This is a genomic window from Amycolatopsis sp. CA-211722 (assembly GCF_056828465.1).
Genome location: NZ_CP184752.1, coordinates 3245878 through 3258753 on the forward strand (window position 1 = coordinate 3245878; position 12876 = coordinate 3258753).

A 12876-nucleotide genomic window follows, 5' to 3' on the forward strand; every position below is an offset into this window, starting at 1 on the left:
AAGGGGGCCTTCACGTACTCCGACCAACCGAACGACGCGAGACCGCGACCACTTCACGCGCGTTCAGGGACGCGTCTTGGCCAGAGGCGCGGTCAGCGTTTCAGGATCGCCAGCACCTCGTCGTGCAGCAGACCGTTCGTCGAAAGCGCCGAGCCGTTGTCGTAGCGCGCTTCGCCGTTTAGGTCGCTGAACCGGCCACCGGCTTCGGTGATCAGCACCTGGGCCGCGGCGACGTCCCACGGGTTCACGATGCATTCCGCGGTGACGTCGAGCGCGCCCTCCGCGACCAGGCAGTGGTGCCAGAAATCGCCGAACGCGCGGCTTTCCCAGCAGGCGTTGACCAGGTCGAGGTACTTCTCGCGCGAGTGGTACTCCACCCACGAGTTCAGGTCCGTTGTGGACAGATACGCGTCTTCGAGTGAAGCGACCTTCGACACCGAGATGCGGCGCGCGCCCGCGGAGTCGCTCATCCAGGCACCGTCGCCGGCGGCGGCCCACCAGCGTCGGCCGAGCAGCGGCGCGCTGATCATGCCCACCACGGGCGTGCCGTCTTCGACCAGCGCGATCAGCGTCGCCCAGACCGGGACACCGCGCAGGAAGTTCTTGGTCCCGTCGATCGGGTCGAGCACCCAGGCGCGGCCGGTCGCCGCGGTACCGCCGCGTTCCTCGCCGAGCACCGCGTCGTCCGGCCGGTCCGCGGCGAGGACCGCGCGGATGGCGTCCTCGACGGCGGTGTCCGCGTCGGTGACCGGCGTCCGGTCGGGTTTGCGTTCCACCGCCAGGTCGAGCGCGCGGAACCGGGAGGTGGTGATGGCGTCGGCGGCGTCGGCCAGCCGGGTGGCGAGTTCCAGATCATTCTCGTAGCCAGGCACGGTGACGATGGTTTCACGCCCGGCAGTCGTAGAGTTGGCCAGGTGAGCATGGTGCTACTCGCCGAGGACGACCCGGCCATCGCCGATCCGCTTTCCCGCGCACTCCAGCGGGAGGGGTACGACGTGCGGGTCGTCGGCGACGGGCCCGCCGCCCTCGACGTGACCGAGAGCGATCGGGTGGACCTGCTGGTCCTCGATCTCGGCCTGCCCGGGATGGACGGGCTCGAGGTGTGCCGCCGCCTGCGCGCCAGCGGCACCGAGGTGCCGGTGCTGATGCTCACCGCGCGTACCGACGAGGTCGACTTCGTGGTCGGGCTCGACGCGGGCGCCGACGACTACGTCGCCAAACCGTTCCGCTTGGCCGAACTGCTGGCCCGCATCCGCGCCCTGCTCCGCCGGCGGGCGCCGGACGTGCTCGAAGCCGGGGGAGTGCGGATGGACCTCGGCGCCCGGATGGTCACCGTGGACCTGCACGAGGTGCAGCTGGCGAACAAGGAATTCGAGCTGCTCCGGGTGCTGATGAGCCGCGCGGGCCAGGTGGTCAGCCGCGACGAGATCCTCGCCGAGGTGTGGAACGACCTCGAATCGAAAACCTCGAAGACCCTCGACATGCACATGTCTTGGCTCCGGCGGAAGCTCGCGATCGCGGCCGACGAAGCCGCCGGCCGGGCGGGCAAACCCGGCGGGAACGGCGACGGCGAACGGCGGATCGCCACGGTCCGCGGCGTCGGCTTCCGCTTCAACGCGGAATAGCATGCGCCGCCGCATCCTCCTGGCGATCCTGCTCGCCGTCGCGGTCACCGCGGCGGTGCTCGGCATCCCGCTGGGGATCACCGCGTGGCAGCTGGTCGAGAACCTCAACCGGGAGAATCTGGCATCCTCGGCCCGTGGGATAGCGGCGACGCTCGACAGCGAGATCGCGGTCGGCCAGCCGATCAACCTCGACCTGGTCCGGGTCGCCGTGCCACAGGGCGGTCTGCTGACCGTCCGCGCGCAAGGGCAGATCGAGAAGCGGTACGGCTCCGACCCCGGCTCGGACGTGGTGTCCGAGCGGGCGCCGATCGCGTTGCACGGCGAGGTCGAACTGTCCGTGCCCGCCGGGCCGATGCGCACCCGCCAGACCCAGGTCACCCTGCTGGTGGTGCTGCTGGTCGTGCTGTCCGTGGGCACCGGCACGGTGGTCGCGACGGTGACCGCGCGAAGGCTCGCGAAACCGCTGAGACACGTCGCGGATCGCGCGGTCAAACTCGGCGGTGGCGATTTCCGGCCGGATCCCAAACGCTATGGCGTCGGTGAACTCGACATGGTCGCCGAGGCGCTCGACGCGTCGGGTTCGGCGCTCGCGCAGCTCGTCCAGCGGGAGCGCCAGCTCGTCGGCGACGTCTCCCACCAGCTGCGGAGCCGGTTGACCGCGTTGCAGCTGCGGCTCGAACCGCTCACCATCCACTCCGACCAGGACGTCGTCGACGAGGCGAAGGCGGCGCAGGAACAGGCCGACCGGCTCGCCGAGGCTCTCGACGAACTGCTGGCCGCCGCGCGTGCGGCGCGCGAGGTCGGCGCCGAACCGGTGAATCTGCAGGAAGTGCTCCCCGAAGTCTCCGAAGAGTGGCGACAACTGCTTCGTGCCGAAGGGCGGCATCTGCGGATCCGGGTCACCGACGGGCTGAGGGCGAGGGCGACGCCGGGCCGGTTGCGCGAGGTCGTCGGTGTCCTGCTCGACAACGCGCTGCGCCATGGCGCGGGAACGGTGACGCTCGCCGCGCGGCGCGGTGACACGGACGGCACCGTCGTCGTCGAGGTCGCCGACACCGGATCGGGAGTCCCCGACGAGCTCGCGCCGCATATCTTCGAACGCGGTTTCTCCGGCGGCGGGTCGACCGGTGTCGGGCTCGCGCTCGCCCGCGCGCTCATCGAGGCCGACGGCGGCCGGCTGGAGCTGTCGAGCAAACAGCCCGCGGTGTTCAGCCTCTTCCTGAAGGTGCCCCGGCCGGGCGACGTGGCCGAAGTACGGTGGCCCGCCGAGCGGGTTCCTCGCTGAGAAACGCCCCAAGGACGTCCCGATCGGGCAATGCCGTGGCCGTGCCGCGACTTACCGTCGGGGGGTGCATGCGTCGGCGTTCCGGTACCACCCACCGCTGAGCCCGGTGGCCGAGGCGACCCTGGAGATCGGCAAGGTGGCGGTCACCGTGCGCTTGTCCTTCGACGGCGCGCTGTACGCGTGCCGCCGTCCTCCCGGCGTGGTGGAACGGATGGAGGCCGAAGCCCTCGACCTGCTTTCCAAGGGGCTGTTCGTGAGCGGGATCGACACCCCGGTCGCCACTGTCACCGGGGCCGCGGGCCATCGGTTCGTCCAGCGGAGCGCCGAATTCCGGCCGCCCGACGGCCGGCTCTACCAGGGCGTGTGCGGGATCGGCGCCAGCCGGAACGGGCTGACCTTGACCGGCATCCTCGGCTACCGCCTCGAAGTCCGCGCGGAGTGGTCGAGGCGGGCGGGCGGATGCGGCCCGCCCGGCAGCGCCGCCGAATGGAGTGAGCTCTTCGGCGGGCAGCTGTCGTCCATCGGCGGGGTGGTCCTGCGGCGGTCCTCGGTGCTCAGTCTCGGTACTCCGCCGTGACCGTGACGACGAACGCCGCGCGGGCGGGCAGGCCGAGGCCCGCCCACAACCCGGTCGGATCGGTGCGCCCGAGGGTGATCCGCGAAGGCTGCTCGCCGACCATGAGGAACTCCGTCTCGAGCAGGACCCGCAACGAACGGTCGAGCAAGGTGTGCTCGTCACGGACCTTGTCCGCCTGTGCCGTGACCAAATAGGACAGTTCGCACCGCTGCGCCCGCACGGCGCCGGTTCCCGGGCCGGCGCCGTGCAGGGCGAAGAGGAACAGGTCGACGCTCGACACCCGCGTCTCGGTCTGCCAGGTGGGTTTCGGCGGGTCCAGCCGGACCACCGTCCCCTCCGGCAGATGGGGCGCGATGAGCAGGCACAACGCCTCGTCGACCTGGCTGATCACGGGGTCAGATCAATCCCTCACGCAGTGCGTAAGCCACCGCGTGCGAGCGGTTCCGGAGCTGGAACCGGTTGGTCACGTCGTGCAGGATGCTCTTCACCGTGCGCTGCGAATAGCAGAGCTGGTCGGCGATCTCCTGCGTCGAGAATCCCGACGCGACCAGCTTCAGCACCTCGGTCTCCCGGCTGCTCATGCCACCGAAGTGCAGCCCTCGCGGCTGCAGCACCTGACGTTGCAGCCGCGAGACCCGGTGCAGCAGCCTGCCGAGCAGGTCGGGCGGCAGCGCGCCTTCCCCGGCCGCGGCCGCCTTGATCAGCCGGACCAGGACGTCGGCGCCCGCCTCGGATCGGCGGGCGACCGCGCAGACGCCGTGCTCGATGGCGCTGAGGATCTCGTTGTCGTCGACTTCACCCGCGATGAGCACGATGCGGGTGAATCCTTGGTGGTGCAGTGCGGAAAGCAGCTGCGTCATGGCCTCGTCGAGGCGGTCGGTGACCAGGAGGGCCACCATGGTCGGCTCGGCGGTCTCCCCGTCCACCAGCCAGACGTCGTCACGGGAGCGGAGCGTCATGCAGACGCCGTTGTGCAAAATCGGATCGGTGGCGCGGACGACCACCGGTGTCCTGTTCGGTTCGAACATGTGATTCCCATTCCCCTCGAACGGTGCGAGGGTCCCACCCCTCGCGCTACTCACCCTGCCGGGTGAGGTGTCCCGAGCGCATGGGACTCCGGTCCCGGAATTGCCCGAAAAGCCGCCCTTATCGGGGTCGCTTTTTCAGCGACCCAGCCCCGCTTCACGGGCGCGCACGATCGCTTCGGCGCGATCCGCGACGTGGAGCTTGCTGAAGACGTTCGAAATATGGTTCCGCACGGTTTTCGGGCTGAGGCAGAGCGTGCTGGCGATGGCGGTGTTGCTGTGCCCGCCCGCGATGAGCGAGAGGACCTCTCGTTCGCGGGCGGTGAGCTCCGGGAACACCGTGTCCGTGCTCGGTTGCGCGTGGTTGAAGAAGCCGAGGACGCGCGTCGCGATATCCGGCCCGAAGATCGCTTCGCGCCTCGCGACCGCGTGAACGGCGCGAATGATTTCGTCGGGCTCCGCGTCCTTGAGCAGATATCCGCGGGCTCCGGCCCGCATCGCCGCGAAAACGGATTCGCTTTCGTCGGCCATCGTCAGCATGAGCACGCCGACGTCCGGCCGTTCGGCGACGATGTGCCGGGTCGCCTCGGCGCCGCTGATATCGGGCAAATGCAGGTCCATGACCACGACGTCGGGAGCGAGAGCGCTCGCCGCGCTGATCGCGTGCGCGCCGCTCGCGGCTTCGCCGACCACGTCGACCAGTGGTTCGCCGGCGAGCAGTGTGCAGACCCCGAACCGGAACAACGGATGGTCGTCGACCACGAGCACGCGAAGGCGTTCGTTCATACGGTTCCCCCTGTCTCCCCGCGGCGGCACGTTAGCGAGAGGGCCGCTCGGCGGACAACGCGTGGTCCGGACAGCGGACCGGCGGAAATTAAACGCCTGATGAGTATCGCGTAATCGCGGTGACTCACCCAACCCATTAACCCTTTCGGCGCAAGTTCTGGTCTCAAGTCCGTGAAGACCTCCTTGAGGGACTCTGGGGCCCTCAAGGAGGCCTTCACGGACCGGTGGGAGCCAGGCGGTAGCAAAGGTCCCTTGCTCCCTTTCCGCAGGTCAGGCGAAGGCGGCGGCGTGCTCCCGGGCCCAGTCCGCGAAGGTCAGCGGCGGCCGCCCGAGCAGCTCACGAACGGTGTCGAACACGATCTCCTCGTTCCCGGCGGACTGCCGTTTGAGCTCGAAGATCCCGTCGACGGCCGAAGCGGGCCAGCCGAATCCGAGCATCCTGGCGCGCGAAGCGGCTTCGGGCTCTTCGACGTACCTCAGCGGCCGCCCGAGTGTCTCGCCGAGGATCTCCACCTGCCGCCGCGTCGTGAGCGCTTCGCCGCCGGTGATCGGGTACGTCCTGCCCGCGTGTCCGTCGGTGGTCAGCACGGTCGCGGCGACTTCGGCGATGTCACGGACGTGCACCAGCGCGGAAGCCGGGTCGCCTTCGGGTACGCGGACGACCCCGTCGCCGCGCACGGCGTGCAGCCACGCGAACCGGTTGTCCATGAACGTGCCCGGCCGCAGGATCGTCCAGTCCGGCCCGGTTTCGCGCACGGCCCGTTCGGCTTCGGCGTGCGCGAGGGAGAGGGGATCGGTCTGTCCGAAGTGGACACCCGTGGTGGAGAGTTTGACGACGTGCGAGACGTCGGCGGCGGCCTTGAGCACGGCTCGCTCCTGGGCGAGCGGGTCCGAGCCGTGCCCGGAGGTCAGTACGAAAACGCGGTCGACACCGTCGAGCAGGGCGGGGTCGAAGGCGTCGAGATCACCGGCGGCGATCTCGGCACGCGGATCGATCCGGGCGCGGGCGGGATCGCGCGTCAGGGCACGCACGCGAGCACCCCTGTCCAGCAGCGCGGGCACGAGCTCACGGCCGATTTTGCCGGTGGAACCGAGAACGAGGATCATCGAAGGACTCCTTAGTGGTCGCGCCGCAACGAAACGCGCGGCAGGAAGAGGGAAGCGGCGAGGCCGACGGCCAGCGCGGGGACCATCGCCCAGAACACGCCGTCGAGCGCGGAGGCGTACCCGGCCGGGCTGTCGGTCTCGAACGAACCGGTGAACACCGCGCCGAAAACGGTCAGCCCGGCCGTGGTGCCGAGGGAACGCAGGAAGCCGACGGTCGCCGATACGGCGCCGAGATCGGTCCTGGCGACGTTCTGCTGCGCCGCCACGGAAAGCACCTGCATGTTGAGCCCGGCCGCCGCGCCGAACACGACGAGGCAGGCGACGACGAGCGGCAACGGTGTCGTTTCGTCCATTGTGGACATCGCGAGCGCGGCGGCGAGGCCGAGGAGCATGCTGAGGATCGGTGCCCAGCGGTAGGCGCCGGTCTTGGCGATGACCCGGCCCGCGACCATCGACGACGCGGCGACCGCGAGCGTCATGGGCAGGAGCAGGAGCCCGGCTTCCGAAGGTCCGGCACCGCCCGCGGTCTGCAGGAAGAGGGCCAGATAGTTGACCGAGCCCAGGAAGACGAACCCGGCGGCGGCACTGGCCAGCACGCTCAGGCCGAACATCCTGGAGCGGAACAGCCGGAGCGGGATCACCGGTTCGGCCGCCCGGCGTTCGATGAACAGGAAGGCGACGAGCAGCGCGGCGCCGATCGCGGCCGACAGCGGTGTCGCCAGGGTCAGGCCGACGATCGCGCCGGACAGGACGACGATGCCCGCGAGGTCGAACGGCGCCGTCGTCCGGCGGCGTTCGAGGCGCAGGAATCGTGCGACGACGCCGAACGCGGCCAGCCCGATCGGCACGTTGAGGCCGAAGATCGACCGCCAGCCGGCCAGGTCGGTCAGGACACCGCCGACGACGGGGCCCGCGAGCGAGGAACCGGCGAAGCAGATCGAGAACCAGGCGAAGTAGCGGGCGCCTTCGCGTCCCGGGAACAGTTCGCCGATGATCGCGGCGACGGCGACGAACAGGCCGCCGGAGCCGATTCCCTGCAGGACGCGGGCGGTGATCAGCAGCGGCATCGTCGGCGCGAGCGCGCAGGCCAGGGAGCCGAGGACGAACAGCGCGATCGCCGCGAGCACGACGCGTTTGCGGCCGAAGAGGTCGCCGAGCTTTCCGTAGACGGGCGCGCTGACGCTGCCCGCGAGCAGGTACGCGGTGGTGACCCAGGCGAACGACGAGGCGCCGCCGAGTTCGCCGACCATGCGCGGCAGCGCGGTCGCGACGACCTGGGCGTCGAGCATCGCCAGGAACACGGCGGCGAAGAGCCCGACGAGGGCAAGGGTGTTTCGGGCGCGCGGCGGCGCGCCGAGAGCGGTGTTCAAGAAAGGGATCCGTTCACTGGAAGAAACGAGGGAACGCGAGGGACGCGGAGCAGCACTCCGTATCCCCGCCAAGACGGGAAAAGGCTCAACCGTCATCCGAACCGGATGCGGTCCTCTTCGCGCTTGGCGATCACCTCGAATTCGTCCCGCTCGGCCGTACGAACCCGGCCGGCGTCATCAGTGAAGGAACAGTGACATGGATGACCTTAGACAATCACATGTCTTGTGACAAGTACTTTAGCGGAGGGGAACGACGTCGTCGTCCGGCTCGTCGCTGTCCCGGCGGCGTTTGCCCAGCTCGTCCGGGAAGACCCACTTCTTGAAACCCCAGAAGCGGAAGAACATCGCCAGCAGCATGCCGATGATCGACCCGCTGGTGAAGTCCGCCAGCTCCTGGACGAACCGCGTCACGTGCGGCACTTCGAGATCGAAGATGTAGCGCGACGTGTAGAGCGGGATCAGGTTGACCACCACGGCGATGCCGCTGATCACGAAGAAGAGTGCCGCTTCGTGATGCCGTTCGCGGCCGCCGCGGGTCCGGAAGGACCACTCGCGGTTGAGGATGTAGGACACGATCGTCGCGACGATGATCGCGATGGCCTTCGCCGTGGTCGGCTTCGACTCCAGCACGCTGAGTTTCAGCAGGTACCAGACGCCGTTGTCGACCAGGAACGTCGTGCCGCCCACGATCGCGAACTTCAACAGCTCGCGGTGCTTGATCAGCACGGATCGGAGCGGCTCGGGCGTCCTGGAGAGGACGGATTCGACCACGGTCACCGGATCAGTCTAAATCGCGTCGCCCGTCGAACGGGTCGGCAGGGGACGGACAGCGCGATATATGACGCTTTGGGCGTTTCGGTGGCGACCCTGACCGACCCGCTCGCTGCCGCTGCCGCTGGCGTTGCGAAAGCCACTTTCGCAACCGTCAACGTTGCGAAAGTGGCTTTCGCAACGTCGCCCGTGGCCTGGCCCGCCCTGCCCTGACCCGCCCCTGCCCTGGCCCGCCCGTGGCCTGGCCCGCCCCTGCCCTGGCGATGATGTCCCGAAAGCCACTTTCGGGACATCAGACGTCGCGAAAGTGGCTTTCGCGACACACGGCGACGGGCGGCCGGGGGAGCAAGGGACCTTTGCTACCGCCCGGCGGTCAGGCGGCGGAATCGTCGGGAATGCCGGAAATCTCCCGGCCGCCGCCGCCCCGCACCAGCCGCGGCCGCGCGCCGGCCTCCGGGAAGACCCACTTCTTGAACGACCACCAGCGGAAAGCCGTGCCGAGCAGGGTGCCGACGATCACGCCGCTGACGAAATCGGCGATCTCCTGGGTCAGCAGCCCGACGTAGGGCTGCTCCAGCTTGAACACGTATCGCGAAACCAGCTGCGGAAGCGCGTTGAGGCCGAGCGCGATCGCGCTGAGCAGGAAGAAGAGCGCGGCTTCGTGGGCTCGCTCACGCCCGCCGCGGCTGCGAAAGGACCATTCACGGTTCGCGACGTACGAGAAGACGGTCGCCACCAGCACGCCGATGACCAGCGCGGTCACCGGTTTGTCGGTCAGCACGGTGAACTTGAGCCCGTAGGTGATCGTCATCGTGATGACGAAGCTCGCGCCGCCGACCAGTACGAACCGCAGCAGTTCGCGATGCTTCCCCCGCATGCGGGCGACGCTACTGGAAAAAGCGGTCGACCACTCCGTTGGGCCGCGTGGACGGCTTGGACTTACCGGGCTGCGGCGGCGCGCTCGTGCTCGTAGTCGTGGTCGTCTCCACCGGCTCCCGCTGCGCAGGCGAGGAAGGCGTCATGGACGGCAGAGGCTTCTTCGTCGGAACGGGCCACCCAGGCCGTCCGGGCTTCGTCGTTTCCGGAGCACCCGAAGGCTTCGAGGTGACCGAAGGCAGCGAAGGCACAGTGGTCGACGGAAGCAGCGCGTCGTCGTCACACCAATGGTGCCAGCAGTCGAAGTAGACCTCGGCCGGCTTCGCCTTGGCGGTGCCGAGGGTGGCGTTCACCGTCACCGGGACATGCGCCGGCGGACGGCCCTTCAGCGTCACCATCAGGTTCGCCTGGCGCCCCGGAGCCAGCGAGCCGCGCGAAGTGCACGACGCACCTTCGCCGGTCGGGGTGCAACGGATGCCGGAGAAGCTCGATGAGTAGAGGACGCGGTGGTCGAGGGTGATCGTCACCGGCTTCGTCGTCTCGCCCGTGTTCTTCACGCTGATGTTCAGCAGTGGGTTGCGGTTCCAGGGGAAACCGGACAGCCCGACGCTCCTGGCCGTCAGGGAGAGGTCGTCCCGCGGTGGCTTCGGCTCCGGCGGCTTCGGCCGCGGCGGAACCTTGACCTGCACCTCGACCCGGACGTTGATCTGCGCGCCCGCCGTCACCGACCCGGTCACGACGCTGCCGTTCTCGGCCGTCTCGTCCGCGAGCAGCCGGAACGTCAGCACCGCGGACTGGCCCGGTTCGAGGCCGGTACCGGTCCGGCAGGTCACCGTGCCGGTGCCGCCGGGGCAGCTCACCGCGATCGTGGCCGGCGCCTGCTGCCGGAAGCCACCGGCGCCCATCGCGCCTCCACCCGCGGCGGGAATGGCCCGCACGCCTCGCGGCAGATTCAGGGAGACCGCCACGGGTTCGGACTTCGATCCACCGTTGTTGCGCACGGTGATCGGCAGGTTGGCCGGTTCACCGGGCTTGAGCTGGACACCATCGGGCGGGGTCGACGCCGTCATCGCCGGAGCTGCCGGGTCCGTCGGCGAGGGAGCAGGTGCCGGAGCCGGTGCAGGGGCAGGGGCAGGAGGCGGCACTTGCTGCGCGGGCGGCACGGGCTGCTGCGCCGGCGGCGGGGCGGCCGGAGGAGCCGGGGGCGGGTCGGCCGGTTTGGGGGCGGGCACCGCGGCCGGCGGCGCGACCGCGGCGGCGGCCGGGATCTCCTGGGTGCCGCCACCGGCGGCGAGCGCCACCGCGACGGCGGCGACGATGGCCACGCCCGATCCGGCCACTCCGGCGAATTGGCGCGGTCCGGCCGCGGCCGCGCCGGCGGCGCCCGAACTCGAACCCGCGGCGGCGGCCGTCGCGGCCGCGGTGACCGCGCCCGCCTTGCCCGCCCCGGTCGTCGCCAGGTAACCGAGAGCCGCGCCACCGAGCACGATCGGCGCGATGATCCCGCGCAGACCGGTGTTGACGTCGGCCAGTTCCGCGGCCAGAGCGCGGCATTTCTCGCATTCGTCCAGGTGGTTCTCCACCTGGGTCCGCTCGCGTTTGGACAACCCGTCCCGGGTCCAGGCGCCGAGCTTGTCCGCGCTCGCGCGGCAGCGTTCGGCGGAGTTCTCGGCCAGGTGGACCTGCAGATAGGCCTGCCGCAGGCCCTCACGCGCGCGGTAGGCGAGCGCGGAGACACCGTTCGCGGTCAGGCCCAGCAGCGGAGCGACCTCGGCGGGCGTCTGCCCTTCGATCTCGGTGTGCCACAGCACCGCCTGCCACCGCTCGGGCAGCCGCGCGAACGCCTTCGCGGCGAGCGTGCGCTCGAGCCCGGCGACGGCGGTGTCGGAGAAGGGGACTGTCAGCGCTTCGCCGACGGCACCGCCGACGTCGGACATGTCCTCGTTCAGGTCGACGCGCTTGTCCTTGCGCGTCTTGTCGTAGGCGGTGTGCCGGAGCGCGGTCAGCAGGTACGCGCGGAACGCGGCGTCGGGGCCTTTGCCGCCGCGCAGCGTGTCCAGCACCTTCGCGAAGGCTTCCGAAACGAGGTCGTCGGCCTCGGAACTCGAGCGGGCGAGCTGGCGGGCGAGGTTGTGCGCCGCGCCGGCGTGACGCTCGTAAAGGGTTCCGTATGACGCGATCTTCCCGTCACGCACCTCGGCGATCAGCTCGGCGTCACTCTTACCGGAGAGATCGGCGGGAACGGTGGACACGGGGCTCCTTCATCTGCTGGTTCGGCGGGTCTACTGTCTTAAACGCCCGAACACGCTCAGTGTGACGGACAGGGCGACGCACGTCACCTCGCGGTCCCTTCGATGACCCGGAGGGCGCAACGCCATCACCCGCCCTGGGTTACCGAAGAGTTCGGAAAGATCCTTGGAAAACGCCGTCACGCGCGGCGTGGACGGGCGTCCCCACCGTGAAGCGATCGCAAGATCGAAAAGATCGGAACGGAAAGGGGCGGTGGGCAGTGGACGTACCGGCCACCGGTGCGCCGTCCGGGGGATCCGATGGGCAAGCCGCCTGGAACCGGTTCGAACGAGATCGCACACTCCGCGCGTTGCGGGCCCGCTGGCGCACGGCCAGCCTGGCCGCGGGCTGGCGTTTCCCCAGTGACTGGGGCCTGCCCGAGGTCGACGCCGTCTGCGCGGCGGTGATCAAGAACGGCCGGGTCGCGCCCGCCGAAGTGGCGGAGACCGCCCTCGCGGGGCTGGGCCGGGCACGGGCCGCCGCGGGTGCCGGGCTCGCCGAAACGCTCGCGGACCTCGCGGCGTTGCACGCCGTGCTCGCCGACCCGGACGCCGTGGACGGTTTCCTCGCGCCGGACGTCGACTCCACCCCGTCCCGGTTGCTGAGAGTGACAGCGCTCGCCTGGGCGGACGTCGCGACCGATCAGCTGGTGAACACCGAGGTCACCGAACCACTCACCGGGCTGCCCACCGCCGCCTACCTGAGGACCCGGCTGAGTGAGCTGTACCGCCAGGCCCGCCGCGACGAGCGGCCGGTCGCGGAGGCGCACACACTGCTCGTGGTCTCGATGGACTTCAGCTCGGTCGCGGGCTGGCCCCGGCTGACCGGGATGATCCTGGTCGCGGACGCGCTCAAGCAGGTCTTCGACGGCGGGGAGAGCGTCGCCTCGATCGGGCCGTCCGTCGCGGGCGCCCTCGTGCCGAAGGACGTGCGCCTCGCTTCGTCCGGCGTCGCGCTGCGAAGGGCGCTCAACGAGCGGCTTTCCGTGGACGCCCAGTTGCGGGACACCGGCCGTCCGCAGATTTCGGCGGTCCGGCTCCCGGCGACCTACGACCTGGCGTGCGATCTCCTCGGCACCCTGGCGCGTTCCTGACGCGGGGTAGCGTAAGACGTTCTCCAGGTCACGGCCGACCCTGTCGACCAGCGACGTCCCGGTTCATGATTT

The 12876-nt window shown here is 69.9% G+C and carries 13 protein-coding genes; 4 read left to right on the forward strand and 9 right to left on the reverse strand.

Annotation, left to right across the window (positions count from 1 at the left end):
- Window positions 1–92: 92 nt before the first annotated feature.
- Window positions 93–881 (reverse strand): histidinol-phosphatase, encoded by a 789-nt coding sequence (gene hisN, locus ACOCEP_RS16055; protein WP_482339732.1) that lies wholly within the window; start codon window positions 879–881, stop codon window positions 93–95.
- Window positions 882–920: 39 nt separating this feature from the next.
- Here hisN and ACOCEP_RS16060 point away from each other — a divergent pair, with 39 nt between their 5' ends.
- The 3 genes from ACOCEP_RS16060 (at window position 921) to ACOCEP_RS16070 (ending at window position 3487) form a co-directional block, all read left to right on the forward strand.
- A complete protein-coding gene (locus tag ACOCEP_RS16060; RefSeq protein ID WP_482339733.1) occupies window positions 921–1625 on the forward strand; it encodes a response regulator transcription factor in 705 nt (234 codons plus the stop codon).
- A gap of 1 nt (window position 1626) precedes the next feature.
- Window positions 1627–2910, forward strand: coding sequence for an ATP-binding protein (locus ACOCEP_RS16065; protein WP_482338086.1), 1284 nt, complete (start codon window positions 1627–1629; stop codon window positions 2908–2910).
- A 64-nt stretch (window positions 2911–2974) separates the two neighbouring features.
- Window positions 2975–3487 (forward strand): hypothetical protein, encoded by a 513-nt coding sequence (locus ACOCEP_RS16070; RefSeq protein ID WP_482338088.1) that lies wholly within the window; start codon window positions 2975–2977, stop codon window positions 3485–3487.
- Here the strand turns inward: ACOCEP_RS16070 and ACOCEP_RS16075 are convergent.
- The 8 genes from ACOCEP_RS16075 to ACOCEP_RS16110 form a co-directional block, all read right to left on the reverse strand.
- Window positions 3465–3878, reverse strand: a complete 414-nt coding sequence (locus ACOCEP_RS16075) for a hypothetical protein (protein WP_482338089.1) — start codon at window positions 3876–3878, stop codon at window positions 3465–3467. The genes ACOCEP_RS16070 and ACOCEP_RS16075 overlap by 23 nt on opposite strands.
- A gap of 4 nt (window positions 3879–3882) precedes the next feature.
- Window positions 3883–4515, reverse strand: coding sequence for a helix-turn-helix transcriptional regulator (locus ACOCEP_RS16080; RefSeq protein WP_192746650.1), 633 nt, complete (start codon window positions 4513–4515; stop codon window positions 3883–3885).
- A gap of 135 nt (window positions 4516–4650) precedes the next feature.
- Entirely contained in the window at window positions 4651–5298 is a 648-nt protein-coding gene (locus ACOCEP_RS16085; protein ID WP_482338090.1) for a response regulator, read from the reverse strand.
- 270 nt (window positions 5299–5568) lie between these two features.
- On the reverse strand, window positions 5569–6405 hold the full coding sequence (locus tag ACOCEP_RS16090) for an NAD(P)H-binding protein (RefSeq protein ID WP_482338091.1): 837 nt from the start codon (window positions 6403–6405) through the stop codon (window positions 5569–5571).
- An 11-nt stretch (window positions 6406–6416) separates the two neighbouring features.
- The gene (locus tag ACOCEP_RS16095; protein ID WP_482338093.1) at window positions 6417–7775 is read right to left on the reverse strand and encodes an MDR family MFS transporter; all 1359 of its coding nucleotides are present in this window, start codon (window positions 7773–7775) and stop codon (window positions 6417–6419) included.
- A 237-nt stretch (window positions 7776–8012) separates the two neighbouring features.
- Window positions 8013–8552: a GtrA family protein gene (locus ACOCEP_RS16100; RefSeq protein WP_192746646.1), complete on the reverse strand. Its 540-nt coding sequence runs from the start codon at window positions 8550–8552 to the stop codon at window positions 8013–8015.
- A 367-nt stretch (window positions 8553–8919) separates the two neighbouring features.
- A complete protein-coding gene (locus ACOCEP_RS16105; RefSeq protein WP_482338095.1) occupies window positions 8920–9423 on the reverse strand; it encodes a GtrA family protein in 504 nt (167 codons plus the stop codon).
- A gap of 10 nt (window positions 9424–9433) precedes the next feature.
- Window positions 9434–11674 (reverse strand): sigma-70 family RNA polymerase sigma factor, encoded by a 2241-nt coding sequence (locus tag ACOCEP_RS16110; protein ID WP_482338097.1) that lies wholly within the window; start codon window positions 11672–11674, stop codon window positions 9434–9436.
- Window positions 11675–11931: 257 nt separating this feature from the next.
- Between ACOCEP_RS16110 and ACOCEP_RS16115 the strand changes: the two genes are divergently transcribed.
- Window positions 11932–12804 (forward strand): nucleotidyl cyclase domain-containing protein, encoded by an 873-nt coding sequence (locus ACOCEP_RS16115; protein ID WP_007031897.1) that lies wholly within the window; start codon window positions 11932–11934, stop codon window positions 12802–12804.
- The last annotated feature ends 72 nt before the right edge of the window (window positions 12805–12876 follow it).

Coding starts and splice junctions, on each gene's coding strand:
- ACOCEP_RS16060 (WP_482339733.1), top strand. CDS start 921: ATGGTGCTACTCGCCGAGGACGACCCGGCCATCGCCGATCCGCTTTCC.
- ACOCEP_RS16065 (WP_482338086.1), top strand. CDS start 1,627: ATGCGCCGCCGCATCCTCCTGGCGATCCTGCTCGCCGTCGCGGTCACC.
- ACOCEP_RS16080 (WP_192746650.1), bottom strand. CDS start 4,515: ATGTTCGAACCGAACAGGACACCGGTGGTCGTCCGCGCCACCGATCCG.
- ACOCEP_RS16085 (WP_482338090.1), bottom strand. CDS start 5,298: ATGAACGAACGCCTTCGCGTGCTCGTGGTCGACGACCATCCGTTGTTC.
- ACOCEP_RS16090 (WP_482338091.1), bottom strand. CDS start 6,405: ATGATCCTCGTTCTCGGTTCCACCGGCAAAATCGGCCGTGAGCTCGTG.
- ACOCEP_RS16105 (WP_482338095.1), bottom strand. CDS start 9,423: ATGCGGGGGAAGCATCGCGAACTGCTGCGGTTCGTACTGGTCGGCGGC.